The organism is Amycolatopsis sp. NPDC058340 (assembly GCF_042723975.1).
Classification (GTDB): domain Bacteria; phylum Actinomycetota; class Actinomycetes; order Mycobacteriales; family Pseudonocardiaceae; genus Amycolatopsis.
The window spans coordinates 175,464-193,482 of the sequence record NZ_JBHXIB010000008.1 but is presented as its reverse complement, the minus strand read 5'-3'; the positions used below and the strand labels follow the sequence as shown (position 1 = coordinate 193,482).

Below are 18,019 nucleotides of genomic sequence, written 5' to 3'. Positions count from 1 at the left end.
GAAGGACGGCATGGAGGACTACCGGATCGTCGCGGACGAGATCTCCGCCGACGTCGAGGCTGGCAGGCTTCGTCCTGGTGACCGGCTGCCCCCGCAGCGGCGGTTCGCCCGTGAACGCGGGATCGCGAACTCGACGGCCGCGCGGGTCTACGGCGAACTCGTCCGGCGGGGTGTCGTGGTCGGCGAGGTCGGCCGGGGCACGTTCGTCCGCGCCGGGCGGCCGCCGCTGGAGACCGCGCTCGCCGAACCGGGTGGCGCGACGGTCGACCTCGAACTCAACTTCGCCGTCCTCCCGGAACAGTCCGCGCTGGTCGGGAAGGCGCTCGAGCCGCTCCTGCGTGAAGACGTCCTGACGGCGGCATTGCGGCCTGGAAGCGTCTCGGGCTCGAAGCAGGCGCGTGACGCCGTCGCCGGACTGATCGCGAAGGACGGCTGGAAGCCGGAGATCCTCTTCGCCGGAAGCGGGCGCCAGGCCATCGCGGCCGCCATCGCCGCCTTCGTGCCGATGGGGGAACGGCTCGCCGTCGAAGCCATCACCTACCCCGTGGTCAAGGCGCTCGCCGGGCGCCTCGGCGTCCAGCTGGTGCCCATCGAGACCGACGACAGGGGCCTCATTCCCGAGGCGCTCGAAGCCGCTTCCGTCCGCGCGCTGTACGTCCAGCCGACGCTGCACAACCCGCTCGGGTCCACAATGGACGAAGCGCGCCGCGTCGAGCTGGCGGAAACCGTGCGCCGGATGGACATCCCGGTGATCGAGGACGGGATCTACACCTTCCTGCGGCCCGAGGTCCGTCCCTTCGCGGCGTACGCGCCGGAACGCACGGTGTTCACCGACAGCATGTCCAAACGGCTCGCCCCCGGGCTGACCACCGGTTTCCTCGCCGTCCCGGCGGCATGGACGGAACGGCTCGCCGCGGCCGTGCGCTCGGGTGGCTGGGTCGCGCCCCGGCTCGCCGTCGAAGCCGCCACCCGGTGGATCACCGGCGGCACGCTGGAAACCGTCGAACGGGCGAAACGGCTCGACGCCGCGGAACGCCAGCGGGTGACGGCGGAGCGGCTCGCCGGATTCACCCTGCGCGCCGATCCGCAGGCGTACCACTGCTGGTGGGAACTCCCCGAACACTGGCGCGCCGAGACCTTCGTCGCCGCGGCCGCGCGGCGCGGGATCGCGGTCACCCCGGCGGCCGCGTTCGCCGTCGTCCCCGGTCACGCCCCGAACGCGGTGCGGCTCGCCGTCTCGTCGCCGCCGCTCGAAACGCTCGCGGCCGCTTTGGACGTCCTCGCCGGACTCGCCTCCGGCCGCCCCGAGGACGCCGGCGTCGACTGATCCCCTCGCGTTTCGTCCTCTGAATGCGGTAGTTGGCAACGCGAACCACCGCATTCAGAGGACGAAACGCGTCAGGGGCGCGGGGCCCACTTGCCGATGAAGCTGCCGCAGGTGACGGTCCGCCCGGTCAGGCGCGACCGCAGCGCGTTCTCCAGCCCGAGGTAGTCGAAGATCGGCGCGTCCCCCGCGACCTGGGCGGGTACCGGGCCGCCCTTGGCCAGCGCAGGCATGCTCACGGTCTGGAACAGCACCAGGTAGTCGCCGTCGCGGTTGAGCCCGTCGGCCGTCGCGAGCATGCGTTCCGGCGCGTCGGCGACGATCTCCAGCGGTAGCGGCCATTCCAGCGGGAACGGGTTGCGCAGGCCGAAGGCGGGATAGGCGAACGGGTTGTCGGGCAGGACGGCCGTGCGCCCGGCGGGGAAACGCGTGACGCAGTCCTGGATCTGCGAGATGTAGGTGTACGTGCCCGGATTCGTCCGGATCCCGCGCATCGACGGCGTCACCGTGCCGAGGTCGCCGGTCAGCTTCTCGTGCGCCATGTCGAGGTACGCGGCTTCGTCGTGATGCGCGACCACGGCCCAGCCCGACGCCAGCACCGCGACCAGGCCCATCGCCGTGGCACCGGCCAGCCGGATCCGGCGAGACGGTTCCGGCAGCGGCGGAAGCGCGTCCGCCAGCAGCAGGATCGCCGTCAGCGCCAGTGTCCCGGTGAACAACGTCGGGGTGTCGTTCCCCCACGACAGGCTGGTCATGAAGCCGGTCGCGAAGACGAGCGCGCCCATGCGCGAGAACCGCCGTGTCGACGCCCAGTTCACCAGCAGCGCGACACCGAGGATCCACCAGAGGACGTCCGCCCAGCGTGACGCGCCGGTGAAATGCCCGTCGACGACCGTGCCGACCACCACCGCCACGCCGGCCAGGAGCAGCAGCCGGGCGAGGATCGCCCCGGCGAAACCGGCGCGGTCGCGGAAGATCCCGAGCAGGGCCAGGAACACCCCGGCGATCAGGAAGAACGTCAAGCCCCGCGCCGGTGGCCGCAGGAGGGACGCGGGATTTTCCAGCCACAGCCCGAGAAGCCGCTCGCCGTACGCGGGAAGACCGCCGGTGAGCTGCTCGGCCATCGGGCCGAGCCCGCCGTCGAGGGTGACGATTCCGACATAGAAGACCAGAAAAGCGCCCAGCGCCAAGAGATCCCAGGCCAGCCGCCCCCACCAGCGGCCGGTGCGGAACGCGCCCTCGCGCAGCGACGGGTGCAGCAGCAGCCAGCACAACGCGATCAGCGGCACCGGCGCGAAGCTCTGTTTGACGAACACCGAGGTGCCCAACAGCACCAGGCCGAGCCGTCGTGGCCACGCCCTGCCGTTGCGCAGCCCCGAATCCAGTGCCCAGGCGCCGCACGCGGTCAGGAAGATCCCGTCGATCGTGTGCCACGCCATCAGCGGGAACGCGTTGAGGTTCAGCAGCGACGCGGCCGCCGTCAGCCCGGTGAGCCCCGGCCCCCAGTCACGGACGCGGCGTCGGGTGACCAGGACGGCGAACGCGATGGTCGCCAGGATGATCTCCAGCATGCTGAGCACGCTGGAGACGAAGAACAGCGGCCCCGGCACCAGGAAGTCGACGATGTGCAGGTACGCCGAACCCAGCGGCCGCGCGGAGATGATGTCGGAATGCGGGACCTCCCCGTGCCGCACCCGCCACGCCTGGGCGAGGATGAAACCCTGGTCCGACGGGTGGAAACCGAAACGCCCCACCCGGAGTTCGGTGGCGACGGCGAGCGCGAGCACCCACGCCGCGTGCAGGGAAAGCCGCAGCACTGTCCTGGACGGACGTTTCACCGCCTCGTCCGGTCCGGTCGACAGCGGGGGACTGGCGACGTCCACACTGCCCCTTCCCGCCTCGTCCTGCCTCGGCCCGTGCCCGCCGACCCCCCGGCGTATCGGAAACCGATGGTAGCGGCCGGGGGCGTCCCCCGATCGAGCCCCGGCGGTGGGACGTCAGGGACGGCGGCGCCAGACCAGCCTGGTGACCGCGCCCGCCACCGAGGCGAGCGGGGCCTTCCGGGGCAGGCCACGGGATTCCGGCGCGGACTCCGGCATCGCGCGGTAGACGAGGTGGGCGAAGAACCTCGCCGTCTTAGGTGCGACGAGCGTCACGAGTTCGGCGGCGGTGCCTTCGGGCAGGTTCAGGATCTCGGGTCGTTTCTCCAGTGCCTTCACCACCAGTGCGGCGGCGCGTTCGGGGGAGCTCGACGGCATGCCGCGATAGGAGCCGGTCGGGGTGATCATGTCGGTGCGCACCAGCGGCATCCGGACCGAGGTGAAGGTGACGCCGTCGGAAAGCGTTTCCCGCCCGGCGGTCAGCCCGAACTCCTCCAGCGCGGCCTTCGAGGCCAGGTAAGCGGAAAACCTCGGCGTGTCCGTTTGCAGTCCTTGGGTGGTCACGTTGACGACGTGGCCGAAGCCGCGCGCGGTCATCGACGGCAGCAGGCCCAGCGTGAGCCGCACGGGTCCGAAGTAGTTGATCGCCATCGTGCGCTCGAAGTCGTGGAACCGTTCGGTGGACAGCGAAAGCGACCGCCGGATCGAGCGGCCCGCGTTGTTGACCAGCATGTCGACGGCACCGTGCGCGGCGAGCACGTCCTTGACCAGCGCGTCGACGGCGCCGCCGTCGGTGAGGTCGCACGGGTACGCCGACGCCTTGCCGCCCGCCGCGACGATCTGCTCGCGGGCCTGTTCGAGTTCGTCGGCACGCCTGGCCACGAGGATCACTTCGGCGCCCTTCGCGGCGACGGCCAGCGCGGACGCGCGCCCGATCCCCGAGGACGCGCCGGTGATGAGGACCTTGCGGCCGTCGAGTGGTTCCGGCCCGGGACGGCGGCGGCCGCGATCGGGATCCAGGTGGGCGAGCCAGTACCGGTAGAGCGGACCGGCGTACTCCTTCAGCGGCGGCAGGGTGATCCCGCTGCCTTCGAGCGCGGCCGTGGTCGCGCTCGTGTCGAAGTCGACCTCCATGCTCAGATGCGGCAGGACCTCGAGCGGGATGCCGAGCTCCGCGAGCACCGCCGCGCGGGCCGACCGTCCGCCGGGGACCCGGTCGAATCCGGCGGCGGCGGATTTCGCCAGCCGGGTGCCGGCGCGTTTGAGCGCCCCGGACGGCCCGGCGGGAAGGACGGCGGAGATCTTCGGCCCGCCCGCGGCACGCGCGAAGGCGTTGTAGACCTCGTGCAGCGGTTGCGGCCGGGGCGACGCGAGGTGGTACGTGCTGCCACTGGGCGCGTCGACGTGCATGAGGTGTTCCATCGCTTCGACGACATAATCGACCGGAACGATGTTCGTGGCGCCGAGATCCGGGGCGGCGAGAGGGAGACGGCGGGGCAGCGTGGCGAGCCGCGAGATCGCGGGGAGGAAGTAGTACGGGCCGTCGATCTTGTCCATCTCGCCGGTGCGCGAATCACCGGCCACGGCGGACGGCCGGTACACGCGGAACGGTGTTTTCCCGTGCTGTCGCACGAGTTTCTCCGCTTCGAACTTCGTCGCGTGGTACGGCGACGCGAAACTCTGGCCGAGGTCGAAGTCGGCCTCGGTGAACCGCCCGGCGTACTGCCCGGCGACCGCGATCGACGAGACGTGGTGGAAGAGCCCGGCCTTCGCGGTGGCGGCGAACTCCAGGACGTTGCGGGTGCCGTCGACGTTGGCCGCGCGGTTCGCCGCTTCGTCCGCGGTGAGGTCGTAGATCGCGCCGAGATGCACGACGTGGTCGAGATGGCCCAGGCGGGCGGGATCGATGCCCAGCGAGGGTTCGGTCAGATCGCCGGTGACGGGAACGAGCTTCTCGTGGCTCGGGAGCTTCCCGCGTGAGGTCTCCCTCACGAGAACGTGGACGGCTACGGTCTCATGTCGCCGTAGTAGGCGCGCGACCAGGCGTTTTCCCAGAAAACCCGTCGCGCCCGTCACGAAGTAGGTGGTCATGGCCTGCTCCTTCCGAACGGAGCCGACTCTACCTACTCAGAAGTAGGAACGGTAGTTGTCATTCACTGTGGTCCGGCTTTTCGGCCACCGCGACCACGGCGTCGCGGAGCGCGGCGCGCAGGCGCCCCACGTCCAGCGGCCCGAGTACGGCGGCCTCTCCGGGCGGCGCCACGAGCACGATCTTGTCGCTGCTCACGAACACCGTCACGTCCCTGCGCCTGCCCGCGAGATCCCGGCAGCCGACCGACCATTCGTCCCGGGGTGCCAACGTCCTCATCCTCCCGTATCCCATGATCTCCCTTTCTCGTCCGAGGCTGGGACGAGGCGCTTTCGAGGGCGTGACGCCGATTACCCCATGTTCCTACTGATGGGTTAACCGATACCTCGTTTCGTGATCGACTTCCGCTTTCGCTAGGCCGGTCGGGGAGGAACGGGAGTAGCGTCCGGGGGAGGGACTGCTTGGGAGGTCATGGATGTCCGAACCCAGGAAGATCGTCATCGTCGGCGCCGGTCTCGCCGGGGCGACCGCCGCCGGCACGCTGCGAGAACGCGGCTATGAGGGCGAGGTCGTGCTCCTCGGCGCCGACGAGCATCGCCCGTACGAATTACCGCCGTTGTCCAAGGGACTTCTGCTGGGCAAAACCGATGAACCCGACTGGGTGCACGACGAAGGTTTCTACGGCGAGAAGGACATCGCGTTCTCCGGCGGCGCGACCGTGACCAGGATCGAGCTCGGCGCGCGGCTCGTGCACGACGACACGGGCGGCGAACACCGCTTCGACCGGCTCGTGCTCGCGACCGGCTCCCGGCCGCGCTCGTTGCCGGTACCCGGCGGGGATCTGCCGGGGCTGCGGACCCTGCGCACGCTCGACGACGCGCTGGCGCTCCGCTCGGCGTTCAAGGACGCCCGGCGGGTGGTGATCGTCGGCGCGGGCTGGATCGGGACCGAGGCCGCGGCGGCCGCCAGGGAACACGGCGCCGAGGTGACCGTGGTCGACCAGGTCGGCTCGCCGTTGCTCGCGGTGCTGGGCGAGCAGGTGTCCGGCGTCTTCAAGGACCTCCACACCCAGCACGGGGTGAACTGGCGTCTGGGTGAAGGTGTCGCGGGATTCACCGGTGGCCCGGACGGGGTGACCGGTGTCCGCCTTCGGAGTGGTGACGAGCTTCCCGCGGATGTCGTGCTGGTGGCCGTCGGCGCCGCGCCGCGGGTCGACCTCGCGCACGCCGCCGGGCTGGAACTGTCCGACGACGGCGGTGTCTGCGCCGACGCCGGCCTGCGGACGGCCGCTCCCGACGTCTACGCCATCGGTGACATCGCCGCGCATTTCCATCCCCGCTACGGGAAACGCGTCCGCGTCGAGCACTGGTCGAACGCGAAGTGGCAGGGCGAGCACGTCGCCGGGAACCTGCTGGGGGAGAACGAGCCGTACCTGCGAAGCCCGTACTTCTTCTCGGACCAGTACGACCTCGGCTGCGAGTACCGCGGCCTCGCCGATCCCGAAAGCGACGAGCTCGTGGTGCGGGGTGATCTCGCGGTGCGCGACTTCACCGCGTTCTGGCTGCGGGACGGGCAGGTGGCCGCCGCGATGAACGTCAACCAGTGGGATGACGGGGACGCTTTGAAGGCCCTGGTCGAAGGACGCACGAGCGTGACCGCGGAGCAGCTGAGGACCGCCGACCTCAACGGACTCGTGAGTGGCTAGGACGGTTAGAACCGTCCTAGCCACTCACGAGTCCCTACGCCTGCGAGAGCGCCAGGGCTTCCGGTGCCGGTGCCGTCGCGGGCCGCGTCATGGTCCCGAAGGCGAGCAGCGCGAGAACGCCGAAGCCCGCCATCACGATCCCCATCGGGACCGCGGTGCCCGGACCGCCCAGCCCGACCAGCGGCGTCGCCAGCCCGCCGACGACGAACTGCAGCACGCCTAGCAGCGCCGACGCCGAACCGGCGGACCGCGCCTGTTCGGCGAGCGCCAGCGAGCTCGCGTTCGGCGCGACCATGCCGATACTCGACACCAGGATGAACAGCGGGATCAGCAGGCCGATCAGCCCGAGGTCAAGCACCGTCGCGGCCAGCACGCCGAATCCGGCCACCGCCGCGATGACGAGGCCGACGGTCAGCAGCGTCCGCTCCGGGAAACGTCCGACGATGCGCCCGTTCAGCTGGCCGACGGCCACGATGCCGATGCCGTTGAGCCCGAACACCAGGCTGTACGCCTGCGGGCTGAGCCCGTAGACGCCCTGCAGTGCGAAGGACGAGCCCGAGATGTAGGCGAACAGGCTGCCGAACATCAGCCCGGAGGCCAGCGCGTAGCCGAGGAAGCCGCGGTCGCCCAGCAGGCTCGCGTACTTCCGCAGCACCGAGCCGAACCGCGCGGGGGTGCGGCGCTCCACGGGCAGCGGCTCCGGCAGCAGGAAGAAGACGACGGCGAGCAGGACCGCGCCGAACACGGTCAGGCAGACGAACACGCCACGCCACGACGTCCAGTTCAGGATCTGGCCGCCGATGATCGGCGCCAGGATCGGGGCGAGCCCGTTGACCAGCATGAGCAGCGAGAAGAACTTCGTCATCGCGGTGCCGGAGTAGAGGTCGCGCACGGTCGCCCTGGCGATCACGATGCCGGCCGCGGCGCCGAAGGCCTGTACCCCGCGGGCGGCGATGAGCAGTTCGGCGGTCGGGGCGACGGCGCACAGGATCGAGCCGACCATGTAGAGCGCGAGCCCGGCGACGAGCGGTTTGCGGCGGCCGATCGCGTCGGACAGCGGTCCGAGGATCAGCTGCCCGAGGGCGAGCCCGATGATGAACGCGCTCAGCGTCAGCTGGACGGTCGCGTCCGCGGCGCGCAGTTCGCCCGCCATCTGCGGCAGCGCGGGCAGGTACATGTCGATGGACAGTGGCCCGAAGGCGGACAGGCCGCCGAGGATCAGGACGAACCGGGCGCGTCCGGTCGTGAGAGGTCGCGCGACGGGTTCTTCCACTCGCTCGGGCGCGATGGTCATGCTCGTTCCTTCCCCAGTCATGGTTCCGCGAGGAATAACTTGCTTAGAGTAGGTAACTATTCCCGCTGTGAGTCTCGCCACCCGGACTTCGCAAGACTGATCCGATCAATTTTCCGGACAAATCCGAGCGGCCCCTAGATCTCGCGCCGAGTCGTCGGGTATACATCGGATGTCTGTTGGGAGCCGTTGATTGTTGACGGTTCGGCTGGAAGGGAAGATCCGTGCAGCTGTTGCGACTCGGGGAGCCGGGAAGTGAGCGTCCGTTCGTACGTGCCGGGGACGGCACGCTGCGCGACCTCTCGGCGCTGACCGCCGACATCGATGGCAGCTTCTTCGCGGGCGACGGCGTCGCCAGGGTCGCGGCCGCGCTGGCCGCCGGTGAGCTGCCCGAAGCCGGCGCCGAATTCGCGCGGGCCAGGGTGGGCGCGCCGATCGCGCCGCCGGGCAAGGTCGTCTGCATCGGCCTCAACTACCGGCAGCACGCCGCGGAGTCCGGCGCCGAGGTCCCGGCCGAGCCTGTCGTCTTCATGAAGGCCTCCGACGTCGTCGTCGGCCCGGAGGACGACGTGCTCGTGCCACGCGGCTCGGCCAAGACCGACTGGGAGGTCGAGCTCGGCGTCGTCATCGGCAAGACCGCGCGCTACCTCGAAAGCACCGAAGAAGCCCTGGAGTACGTCGCCGGCTACACCGTCTCGAACGACGTGTCCGAGCGCGAGTTCCAGCTCGAACGCGGCGGCACCTGGGACAAGGGCAAGTCGTGCGAGAACTTCAACCCGCTCGGCCCGTGGCTGGTCACCGCCGACGAGGTGGCCGACCCGCAGGACCTCGGCCTGCGGTTGTGGGTCAACGGCGAGAAGAAGCAGGACTCGTCGACCAAGGACATGATCTTCTCGGTCGCCGAGATCGTGCACTACGTGAGCCAGTACATGGTGCTGCGCCCCGGAGATCTCATCAACACCGGCACCCCGCAGGGTGTCGCGCTCGGACAGCCGGACCCGAAGCCGTACCTGCGCGAAGGCGACGTCATCGAGCTGGAGATCGACGGCCTCGGCCGCCAGCGCCAGAACGTCAGGCAGGCGTGATGGCGAAGATCGTGGGCATGGAGGTGCTCGACGTCCGCTTCCCCACTTCGCGGGAGCTGGACGGTTCCGACGCCATGAACCCGGACCCGGACTACTCGGCCGCGTACGTCGTGCTGCACACCGACGGCGGCCCGGACGGTTACGGGCTCGCCTTCACCATCGGACGCGGTAACGACGTCCAGGCCGCGGCCATCCGCGCGCTGGAACCACATGTCGTCGGCCGGGACGTGCCGACCGGCGCGGCCGCGCTCGGCGACCTGTCGCGGGCACTGGTCGGTGACTCGCAGCTGCGCTGGCTCGGCCCGGAAAAGGGGGTCGCGCATATGGCGATCGGCGCGGTGGTCAACGCCGCGTGGGATCTCGCCGCGCGGATCGCCGGGCTCCCCGTCTGGCGTTTCGCCGCCGGGATGTCGCCCGAGGACCTGGTCTCCCTCGTCGACTTCCGTTATCTCTCCGACGCGCTGACCGAACAGGAGGCGCTCGACATCCTCCGTGCCGCCGAGCCCGGCCGCGCCGAGCGGATCGCGAAGATCGAACGCGACGGCTACCGCGCGTACAGCACTTCCCCCGGCTGGCTCGGGTACTCGGACGCGAAACTCGTCCGGCTCGCCGAACAGGCGGTCGCGGACGGCTTCGAGATGATCAAACTGAAGGTCGGCGGGAACCTCGAGGACGACGTCCGCCGGATGAAACTCGCCCGCGAGACCGTCGGCCCGGACATCCGGGTCGCCGTCGACGCGAACCAGCGCTGGGACGTCTCGACCGCGATCACCTGGATGACCGCGCTGGCGCCGTACGACCCGTACTGGATCGAGGAACCCACCTCGCCGGACGACGTGCTCGGGCACGCCGCGATCGCCAAGGCGCTCGCCCCGATCCGGGTGGCCACCGGCGAACACGTCCAGAACCGCGTGGTGTTCAAGCAGCTGTTGCAGGCGGGCGCGATCTCGGTGCTGCAGCTGGACGCCGCCAGGGTCGGCGGGTTCAACGAGAATCTGGCGATCCTGTTGCTGGCGGCCAAATTCGGGATCCCGGTATGCCCGCACGCCGGCGGGGTCGGGCTGTGCGAACTCGTCCGGCACCTGTCGATGTTCGACTTCGTGGCGGTTTCCGGCTCCGACACCGACCGGTCCATCGAATGGGTCGACCACCTCCACGAGCACTTCACCGATCCGGCCGCCGTCGTCGACGGCCGCTACGCCGCCCCGTCCGCGCCGGGTTTCTCGGCCCGGATGCACGACGCGACCCTGCGCCGGTTCACCTTCCCCGACGGTCCAGAGTGGACGGAGACAAACCAGTGAGTGAGTTCGAAGGCCTCGTCGCCGCCGTCACCGGCGGTGCCTCGGGAATCGGCAGGGCCACCGCGGACCTGCTCGCCGCACGCGGGGCGAAGGTCGCGGTGCTCGACCTGAATCCCGGCGACCTTCCCGACGGCCTCACCGGATTCCGCTGCGACGTCGGCTCGGACAAGGAGGTCCGCTCGGCGATCGCCGCGGTCGCCGACCGGTTCGGCAGGCTCGACGTCCTGGTCAACAACGCGGGTATCGGCGCGCAGGGCGACGTCACCGCCAACGGCGACGACGAATGGCACCGCGTGCTCGACATCAACGTCGTCGGCATGGTGCGGCTCGCGCGGGCGGCGTTGCCGCACCTGAAGAACTCGCCGTCGGCCGCGATCGTCAACACCTGTTCGATCGCCGCGTGGGCGGGCCTGCCCAATCGCGCGCTGTACTCGGCCAGCAAGGGCGCGGTGCTCTCGCTGACCCTGGCGATGGCGACCGACCACCTCGCCGACCGGATCCGCGTCAACTGCGTGTGCCCCGGCACCGCGGACACCCCGTGGGTCGGCAGGCTGCTCGACGCCGCGGCCGATCCGGAGGCCGAACGTACCGCGCTGGCCGCCCGTCAGCCGATGGGCAGGCTGGTCACCGCGGACGAGGTCGCGAACGCGGTCGTGTATCTCGCCAGCCCGCTGTCGGCTTCGACCACCGGCACGGCGCTCGCAGTCGACGGAGGGATGTACGGGCTGCGTCCGCGTGGCCCGGTCCAGCAGTAGTTTTCGCTGTCATCAAGGAGGATGCGGTGCGTACGAGGGTGATCAAGGTGGCCGCCGCGGCCACCGCGCTCGGGCTGGCCCTGTCGGCCTGTGGGTCCACTAAGAACAGCGCTGCCAATGCTCCCCAACCGGGTGGCGGCGGCAAGGTCGGCGCGACGATCCCGTTGCTGACCTCGCCGTTCTGGCAGGCCTACAACAACTACGTACCACTGAAGGCGAAGGAACAGGGCGTCGAGGCGTTGCCCACCGTGAACGCCGACAGCGATCCGGCGAAGCAGATCACCGACATCAACACCCTGCTCAACCAGGGCGTCAAGGGCCTGGTCGTGACGCCGCTGGACTCCGCCGCCGTCGTGGCGGGCCTCAAGGCGGCGGAGAACAAGGGCGTCCCGGTGGTGGCCGTGGACGTGGCGCCGGAGGGCGGCAAGGTCGCGATGGTGGTGCGCGCGGATAACAAGGCGTACGGCACCAAGGCCTGCGAGGCGATCGGCGCGAAGGTCACCTCGGGCAAGGTCGTGCAGGTCATGGGCGACCTTGCTTCGGTCAACGGCCGTGACCGCTCCGAAGCGTTCCGGCAGTGCATGAAGACGAAGTTCCCGGACGTCCAGGTGCTGGAGGTCGCCGCCGAATGGAAGGCGGACAAGGCTTCGTCCGGCCTGGACAGCCTGCTGACCGCGAACCCGGACATCAAGGCCGTGTACATGCAGGCGGGCGGTGTGTACCTGGCGCCGACGCAGCAGGCGCTCAAACGCAAGAACCTCTACTTCCCGGTCGGCGACCCGAAGCATGTCGTGCTGGTCAGCAACGACGGGATCCCCCAGGAGCTGGCCGCGATCCGCGCGGGCGAACTCGACGCGACCGTGTCCCAGCCCGCCGACGACTACGCCAAGTACGGCATGTACTGGATCAAGAAGGCGATGGCGGGGGAGACCTTCAAGGCGGGGCCGACCGACCACGGCAGCACCGTCGTCGAGGTCCGGCCGGGGATCCTCGAAGACCAGCTCCCCGCGCCCGTCGTCACCAAGGACAATGTGGACGACAAGGCACTCTGGGGGAACAACCTGTGAGCGCGCTGCCCGCCGGGTCCGCCGCCGTGCCGGTGGTCAGCGCACAGGGTGTCGGCAAACGCTACGGACCGACCGTGGCGTTGTCCGACGTCAGCCTCACCGTGCACCCCGGCGAGTCGCACGCGCTCGTCGGCCGCAACGGGGCCGGGAAATCGACACTCGTCTCCATCCTCACCGGACTGTCCAAAACGGACACCGGGCACGTCGAGTTCGGCGGTGTCCCCGCGCCGCCGTTGTCCAAACAGGACGACTGGAAACGCGCGGTCGCCTGCGTCTATCAGCACGCGATGGTCGTCCCGCAGCTGACCGTCGCGGAGAACCTGTTCCTCAATCGCCAATCGGGCAGGGGATTCGCGATCGGCTGGCAGCGGTTGCGCCGTCAGGCACGGGAACTGCTCGACTCCTGGGACGTCGGTGTCGACGTCGACACCCCGGCGGGTGAGCTTTCGGTCGAGGACCGGCAGTTCGTCGAGATCGCCAGGGCGCTCTCGTACGGCGCCCGGTTCATCGTGCTCGACGAGCCGACGGCACAGCTGGACAGTCAGGCGATCGACCGGCTTTTCGCGCGGATGCGGCAGATGCAGGCCAACGGGGTGACGTTCCTGTTCATCTCGCACCACCTCCACGAGGTGTACGAGGTCTGCCAGGCGGTCACCGTGCTGCGCGACGCGAAGCACATCCTGACGGCGCCGGTCTCCGAAGTCGGCCGTGCCGAGCTGATCGACGCGATGACCGGCGAGCAGGGCGGTCTTTCCGTCCGCGACGCCGCCACGCGCGAGGCGCTGGACGCGGACGCCGACGAGGTGCTGGCCGTCGACGGGCTTTCCGGTGACGGGTTCTCCGGCGTGACGTTCCGGATCCGCCGCGGCGAGGTGATCGGGCTGGCGGGCAGCAACGCCAGCGGCAAACACCAGGTCGCCGAAACCGTGTACGGACTGCGTTCGCCGTCCTCCGGCACGGTACGGGTGGACGGGAAACCGTTGAAACCGGGCGACATCCCGGCGGCGATCCGCGCGGGGATCGGCTGCGTGCCCAGAGACCGCCATCACGAAGGACTGGTGCTGGAGCACTCCATCGCGGACAACGCCACACTGTCCATTTTGGATCGGATGGGCAAGGGCGGCCTCGCGTCACCGGGCGCGCGCTACGGCCGGGCCGCCCAGGCGTTGACGGATTACGACATCGTCGCGGCCGACGCGGACCAGCCGGTGTCCGACCTTTCCGGCGGCAACCAGCAGAAGGTCGTCCTGGCCCGCGCGCTGGCCGGTGACCCGCGCCTGGTGGTGCTGATCAACCCGACCGCGGGGGTGGACGTGAAATCGAAGGAGGCGCTGCTCGCGGTCGTCGACCGGGTGCGCGCCGAGGGCAAGGCGGTGCTGATCGTCAGCGACGAGCTGGACGATCTCCGCCTGAGCGACCGGGTGCTGGTGCTGCGCGCCGGCGCCGTGGTCGCCGAACACCGGGCGGGCTGGTCCGACGGCGACCTGGTGGCCGACATCGAAGGAGTCGAACGGTGACCGAACTGATGACCGATCCGAAGACTTCGGCACTCGCGGCCCCGCCACGCCGCCGGAAGTTCCGCTGGCTGCGTGAACTCGCCCTCGTGCCGGCGCTCGTCGTGGTGCTGATCATCGGAGGACTGATCAGTGACACGTTCCTGACCTTCGGCAGCATCGTCGGGATCCTGTCCGCCTCGGCCGCGCTGTCGATGGTGGTGCTTGGCGAATCGCTCGTGCTGCTGACCGGGAAATTCGACCTGTCACTGGAATCCACCATGGGCATGGCGCCGGCACTGGGCGCGATGCTGGTCATCCCGGTGGCCTCTTCGGGTTTCGGTACCGAGATCCCCGGGTTCGCGGGCATCCTCGCCGTGCTGGTGGCCGGTGCCGCGGTCGGCTTCGTGAACGGTTTCCTGATCGTCAAACTGAAGCTGAACGCCTTCATCGTCACGCTGGCGATGCTGACGGTGCTGCGCGGCACGCAGATCGGGTCCACGCAGGGGAAGACGCTGTTCGACCAGCTGGACGTGTTCACCGCGCTGGCCACGACGACGTTCATCGGGCTGCCGATGTCGGTGTGGCTGGCCGCGGCGCTGTTCGCCGTTTTCGGGCTGGGGCTGCGGTATCACCGGATCGGCCGATCGCTGTACGCCATCGGCGGCAACCGCGAGGCCGCGCGGGCCGCCGGTATCCGCGTCGACCGGATCTCGTGGGGTGTCTTCGTGGTCGCCGGGGTGCTGGCCGCGCTCGGCGGGCTCGCTTACACGGGCTACGTCGGCGCGCTCGGCGCGGATCAGGGCGACGGATTGATCCTTCAGGTGTTCGCGGCTGCGGTGATCGGCGGTGTCTCACTGGACGGTGGGAAGGGCACTCTGGTCGGGGCGCTCACCGGCGTGCTCCTGCTGCAGACCGTCACCAACCTGCTGCAGGTGGCGCAGGTGCCGCCGGAATGGCTGAAGGCGATCTACGGCGTGATCATCCTGGTCGCGTTGATCATTTCGCGTTATGCCGGCGGGAAGGCCCAGACCTAGCAGTCGAGCGCGTGAAGGCCCCCTTCCCTCGGCTGATCCGAGGGAAGGGGGCCTTCACGGGACGATCGGAGGAGAGAGCGGTGTCAGGAAGCTTCGGCGTCCGTGGTGGGGTCGTCGGCGGTGCCGAGCGCGTTGCGGAGCCATTGCTCCACCCCGGCCACGTGCACGGTGGCCCACGAACGCGCGAGCTCGGGCTCACGGGCCGCGATGGCCTCGTAGATCGCCGTGTGCTGCTCGCGGGTCTTCGCGACCGCGCCCTCCTGGGTGAGCCCGCGCCAGATACGGGCGCGCGCGGTGGGGCCGGACAGGCTGTCCAGCAGCGAGCACAGCACGGGGTTTCCGGAGCCGTCGGCGATCTTGCGGTGGAACTGCAGGTCGTTCGCGACCAGCGCCTCCACCGTCGGCGAGTCGGCCAGTTCGTCGAGCAGGCGGCCTAGTTCCGCGATGTCCTCGTCGCTCATGTGCAGCGCGGCCAGCGCCGTCGCCGCCGGTTCGAGGATCCGGCGGACGGCGAGGAAATCCAGCACGGTGTCGTCGCGGTGGAAGTCCACCACGAACGTCATCGCGTCGAGGAGGAGATTCGGTTCGAGGCTGGTGACGTACGTCCCGTCGCCCTGGCGGACGTCGAGCACGCGGATCAGGCACAGCGCCTTCACCGCCTCACGCAGCGAACTGCGGGACAGGCCGAGCCGCTGGGCCAGTTCGGCCTCCTTCGGCAGCCTGTCGCCGGGAGCCAGCTCGCCGGAGATGATCATGTCCTTGATCTTGTCGATCGCGACATCGGTGACCGGCATGTTCCACCGCCCTCCCCGAAGACCTCGGATGTTTGAGTGTTAGTTGACAGAGTGCCATGTTTCGAATGAAGGAGGCGCGGTGACCCACGGTGTCGCACTACAAAGAGTGGCACTCCACACCCGGTTGAAGCCGGGCAAGGAGGCGGAATACGAGTCGGTCCACGCCGTCATCCCGCCCGACCTGGACGAAGCCCTGCGCGGTGCGGGCGTGCGTTCGTGGCGGATCTGGCGGGACGGGCTCGACCTGTTCCACGTCGTGGAGGTCGAGGACTACGCGAAGATGCGCGCGGTACTGCGCGATCATCCGGCCAACATTCCCTGGCAGGCGCGGATGTCCGAACTGCTCGACGTCGAGGACGACTACTCGGGCAAGGATTCGGGTATCGGCCTCGTCTGGGAGCTTCCGTGAAGATCCCCCTGTCCCCGCTGGGGCTCGGCTGCGCGCAGCTGGGCAACCTGTACCACGCCATCACCGGCGAAACGGCCGAAGCGACCGTCCGGCAGGCGTGGGACGACGGCATCCGCTATTTCGACACCGCCCCGCATTACGGTCTCGGACTGTCGGAACGACGGCTGGGCGCGGCGCTTTCGGCGTATCCCCGCGCGGACTTCGTCGTTTCGACCAAGGTCGGCCGGGTGCTGGAGCCCGATCCCGAAGGCGCTTCGCGCACCGACTCGCAGGGTTTCGTCGTTCCCGCCGCGTACAAACGGCGTTGGGACTTCAGCCGCGACGGGATCCTCCGGTCGCTTGAGGACAGTCTGGAGCGGCTCGGGCTCGACCGCGTCGACGTCGTCTACGTGCACGACCCCGACGAGCATTTCGAGGACACCGTCGACGGGGCTTTCCCCGCGCTGCTCGAATTGCGCGAGCAGGGTGTCGTCGACGCCATCGGGGCCGGGATGAACCAGGCGCCGATGCTCGCGGAGTTCGTCCGCCGCTTCGATCTCGACGTGATCCTGCTGGCAGGCCGGTACACCTTGCTCAACCAGCCCGCGCTCGACGACCTTCTCCCGCTGTGCGCGGAACGCGGGGTGGACGTGGTGGCGGGCGGCGCGTTCAACGCCGGGATCCTCGCCACCGCGACGCCGGGCACGATGTACGACTACGCCGAGGCTCCCGCCGAACTGGTCGAGCGGGCCCAGCGGATCGCCGACGTCTGCGCGCGGCACGGTGTCGAACTCCCGCAAGCCGCTTTGGCGCTGCCCGCCGCGCATCCGTCGGTGGTGTCCGTCGTCGTCGGCGCGCACGATCCCGGCCAGGTCCGGCTCAACGCCGAACGGTTCCGGCGGCCGGTGCCGCGCGAGTTGTGGACGGACCTGATCCATGCGGGACTGTTGCGTGAGGACACCGTGCTGAGGGAGGAAGGACAGCCGTGATCGACGCGCACCACCACCTTTGGGACCCGTCGCGACGGGACTATCCGTGGATGACCGGTACGGCGCTGGAACCGATCCGCCGTCCGTACACAGTGGACGATCTCCGCGCGGTGACGAAGGGGGCGGGGGTGAAGGGGACCGTGCTGGTGCAGACGGTCTCGTCGGAGGAGGAGACGCGCGAGTTCCTTTCGGCGGCTCAGGCGGAGCCGCTCATCGCCGGTGTCGTCGGCTGGACCGACCTCACCGCGCCCGACGTCGCCGAGCGGGTGGCCTCGTTTTCCGGGCCGTTGGTGGGAATCCGGCATCAGGTGGAGGACGAGCCGGACCCGTCGTGGCTGACGCGGCCCGACGTGCGGCGCGGCCTCGCTGCTCTCGGCGAGGCCGGGCTGGCGTACGACCTGCTGGTGAAGCCACCCCAGCTTCCCGCCGCGCTCGCCGCCGCGAAAGCGTTGCCGGATCAGGTCTTCGTGCTCGACCACGCCGCGAAGCCGCCGATCGCCTCGGGCGAATGGCAGCCGTGGGCGGACGGTGTCGCGGCATTGGGGGAGCTGGACAACGTGTACTGCAAGCTTTCGGGGCTGGTGACCGAGGCGGACTGGGCGCGATGGAAGGTCGGCCAGCTGGCGCGCTGGGCCGAGCACATACTGGAGTCCTTCGGGGCTTCGCGGCTGATGTTCGGCTCCGACTGGCCGGTCTGCGAACTCGCGGCCGCGTACGAAGTCGTCGTGGACACCGCCTTTTCGCTGACGGGTTCGCTGAGCGACGCCGAGCGGCTGGCTTTCTTCGACGGGACGGCGCGGCGGGCCTATCGCCTCTCGTGA

General features: G+C 69.7%; 16 protein-coding genes. 11 read left to right on the top strand and 5 right to left on the bottom strand.

Translation table 11 applies throughout. The features are described 5' to 3' along the window. Positions 1–10 precede the first annotated feature (10 nt). A complete protein-coding gene (locus tag ACFWIW_RS13535) occupies positions 11–1,327 on the top strand; it encodes a PLP-dependent aminotransferase family protein (RefSeq protein WP_378368749.1) in 1,317 nt (438 codons plus the stop codon). A 71-nt stretch (positions 1,328–1,398) separates the two neighbouring features. Here ACFWIW_RS13535 and ACFWIW_RS13530 read toward each other — a convergent pair whose 3' ends face one another. From ACFWIW_RS13530 to ACFWIW_RS13520, 3 genes are all read right to left on the bottom strand, one after another. Next, on the bottom strand, positions 1,399–3,207 hold the full coding sequence (locus ACFWIW_RS13530; RefSeq protein WP_378368703.1) for a hypothetical protein: 1,809 nt from the start codon (positions 3,205–3,207) through the stop codon (positions 1,399–1,401). A 114-nt stretch (positions 3,208–3,321) separates the two neighbouring features. Beyond that, positions 3,322–5,295, bottom strand: a complete 1,974-nt coding sequence (locus ACFWIW_RS13525) for an SDR family oxidoreductase (protein ID WP_378368702.1) — start codon at positions 5,293–5,295, stop codon at positions 3,322–3,324. A 58-nt stretch (positions 5,296–5,353) separates the two neighbouring features. Then, positions 5,354–5,572: a hypothetical protein gene (locus ACFWIW_RS13520; protein WP_378368701.1), complete on the bottom strand. Its 219-nt coding sequence runs from the start codon at positions 5,570–5,572 to the stop codon at positions 5,354–5,356. 196 nt (positions 5,573–5,768) lie between these two features. Between ACFWIW_RS13520 and ACFWIW_RS13515 the strand changes: the two genes are divergently transcribed. Beyond that, on the top strand, positions 5,769–6,998 hold the full coding sequence (locus ACFWIW_RS13515; RefSeq protein WP_378368700.1) for an NAD(P)/FAD-dependent oxidoreductase: 1,230 nt from the start codon (positions 5,769–5,771) through the stop codon (positions 6,996–6,998). A 34-nt stretch (positions 6,999–7,032) separates the two neighbouring features. Here the strand turns inward: ACFWIW_RS13515 and ACFWIW_RS13510 are convergent, their stop codons facing one another. Continuing rightward, complete coding sequence (locus ACFWIW_RS13510; RefSeq protein ID WP_378368699.1) at positions 7,033–8,292, bottom strand: Bcr/CflA family multidrug efflux MFS transporter; 1,260 nt, start codon at positions 8,290–8,292, stop codon at positions 7,033–7,035. 221 nt (positions 8,293–8,513) lie between these two features. Here ACFWIW_RS13510 and ACFWIW_RS13505 point away from each other — a divergent pair, with 221 nt between their 5' ends. From ACFWIW_RS13505 to ACFWIW_RS13480, 6 genes are read left to right on the top strand one after another with little or no spacing between them, the layout of a single operon-like run. Next, positions 8,514–9,374 (top strand): fumarylacetoacetate hydrolase family protein, encoded by an 861-nt coding sequence (locus tag ACFWIW_RS13505; RefSeq protein ID WP_378368698.1) that lies wholly within the window; start codon positions 8,514–8,516, stop codon positions 9,372–9,374. Continuing rightward, positions 9,374–10,675, top strand: coding sequence for an enolase C-terminal domain-like protein (locus tag ACFWIW_RS13500; protein ID WP_378368697.1), 1,302 nt, complete (start codon positions 9,374–9,376; stop codon positions 10,673–10,675). The genes ACFWIW_RS13505 and ACFWIW_RS13500 overlap by 1 nt, the downstream gene beginning before the upstream one ends. Beyond that, positions 10,672–11,430 (top strand): SDR family NAD(P)-dependent oxidoreductase, encoded by a 759-nt coding sequence (locus tag ACFWIW_RS13495; protein ID WP_378368696.1) that lies wholly within the window; start codon positions 10,672–10,674, stop codon positions 11,428–11,430. The genes ACFWIW_RS13500 and ACFWIW_RS13495 overlap by 4 nt, the downstream gene beginning before the upstream one ends. 26 nt (positions 11,431–11,456) lie before the next feature. Further along, entirely contained in the window at positions 11,457–12,497 is a 1,041-nt protein-coding gene (locus tag ACFWIW_RS13490; protein ID WP_378368695.1) for a sugar ABC transporter substrate-binding protein, read from the top strand. Continuing rightward, positions 12,494–14,014, top strand: a complete 1,521-nt coding sequence (locus tag ACFWIW_RS13485; RefSeq protein ID WP_378368694.1) for a sugar ABC transporter ATP-binding protein — start codon at positions 12,494–12,496, stop codon at positions 14,012–14,014. The genes ACFWIW_RS13490 and ACFWIW_RS13485 overlap by 4 nt, the downstream gene beginning before the upstream one ends. Then, complete coding sequence (locus ACFWIW_RS13480) at positions 14,011–15,027, top strand: ABC transporter permease (RefSeq protein WP_378368693.1); 1,017 nt, start codon at positions 14,011–14,013, stop codon at positions 15,025–15,027. Before ACFWIW_RS13485 ends, ACFWIW_RS13480 begins: the two co-directional genes overlap by 4 nt. Before the next feature lie 83 nt (positions 15,028–15,110). On the opposite strand, the gene ACFWIW_RS13475 is transcribed toward ACFWIW_RS13480, so the two are convergent. Beyond that, positions 15,111–15,821: a FadR/GntR family transcriptional regulator gene (locus tag ACFWIW_RS13475; RefSeq protein ID WP_378368692.1), complete on the bottom strand. Its 711-nt coding sequence runs from the start codon at positions 15,819–15,821 to the stop codon at positions 15,111–15,113. A 106-nt stretch (positions 15,822–15,927) separates the two neighbouring features. Between ACFWIW_RS13475 and ACFWIW_RS13470 the strand changes: the two genes are divergently transcribed. The 3 genes from ACFWIW_RS13470 to ACFWIW_RS13460 are packed head-to-tail and all read left to right on the top strand — an operon-like array spanning position 15,928 to position 18,019. Further along, positions 15,928–16,230 (top strand): L-rhamnose mutarotase, encoded by a 303-nt coding sequence (locus tag ACFWIW_RS13470; RefSeq protein ID WP_063274963.1) that lies wholly within the window; start codon positions 15,928–15,930, stop codon positions 16,228–16,230. Continuing rightward, on the top strand, positions 16,227–17,198 hold the full coding sequence (locus tag ACFWIW_RS13465) for an aldo/keto reductase (RefSeq protein ID WP_378368691.1): 972 nt from the start codon (positions 16,227–16,229) through the stop codon (positions 17,196–17,198). Before ACFWIW_RS13470 ends, ACFWIW_RS13465 begins: the two co-directional genes overlap by 4 nt. After that, the gene (locus ACFWIW_RS13460) at positions 17,195–18,019 is read left to right on the top strand and encodes an amidohydrolase family protein (RefSeq protein ID WP_378368690.1); all 825 of its coding nucleotides are present in this window, start codon (positions 17,195–17,197) and stop codon (positions 18,017–18,019) included. The genes ACFWIW_RS13465 and ACFWIW_RS13460 overlap by 4 nt, the downstream gene beginning before the upstream one ends.

What these genes read in the sequence shown, in the direction of transcription:
- ACFWIW_RS13535 (WP_378368749.1), top strand. Translation starts at nt 11, where the DNA reads ATGGAGGACTACCGGATCGTCGCGGACGAGATCTCCGCCGACGTCGAG.
- ACFWIW_RS13525 (WP_378368702.1), bottom strand. Translation starts at nt 5,295, where the DNA reads ATGACCACCTACTTCGTGACGGGCGCGACGGGTTTTCTGGGAAAACGC.
- ACFWIW_RS13520 (WP_378368701.1), bottom strand. Translation starts at nt 5,572, where the DNA reads ATGAGGACGTTGGCACCCCGGGACGAATGGTCGGTCGGCTGCCGGGAT.
- ACFWIW_RS13515 (WP_378368700.1), top strand. Translation starts at nt 5,769, where the DNA reads ATGTCCGAACCCAGGAAGATCGTCATCGTCGGCGCCGGTCTCGCCGGG.
- ACFWIW_RS13510 (WP_378368699.1), bottom strand. Translation starts at nt 8,292, where the DNA reads ATGACCATCGCGCCCGAGCGAGTGGAAGAACCCGTCGCGCGACCTCTC.
- ACFWIW_RS13500 (WP_378368697.1), top strand. Translation starts at nt 9,374, where the DNA reads ATGGCGAAGATCGTGGGCATGGAGGTGCTCGACGTCCGCTTCCCCACT.
- ACFWIW_RS13475 (WP_378368692.1), bottom strand. Translation starts at nt 15,821, where the DNA reads ATGCCGGTCACCGATGTCGCGATCGACAAGATCAAGGACATGATCATC.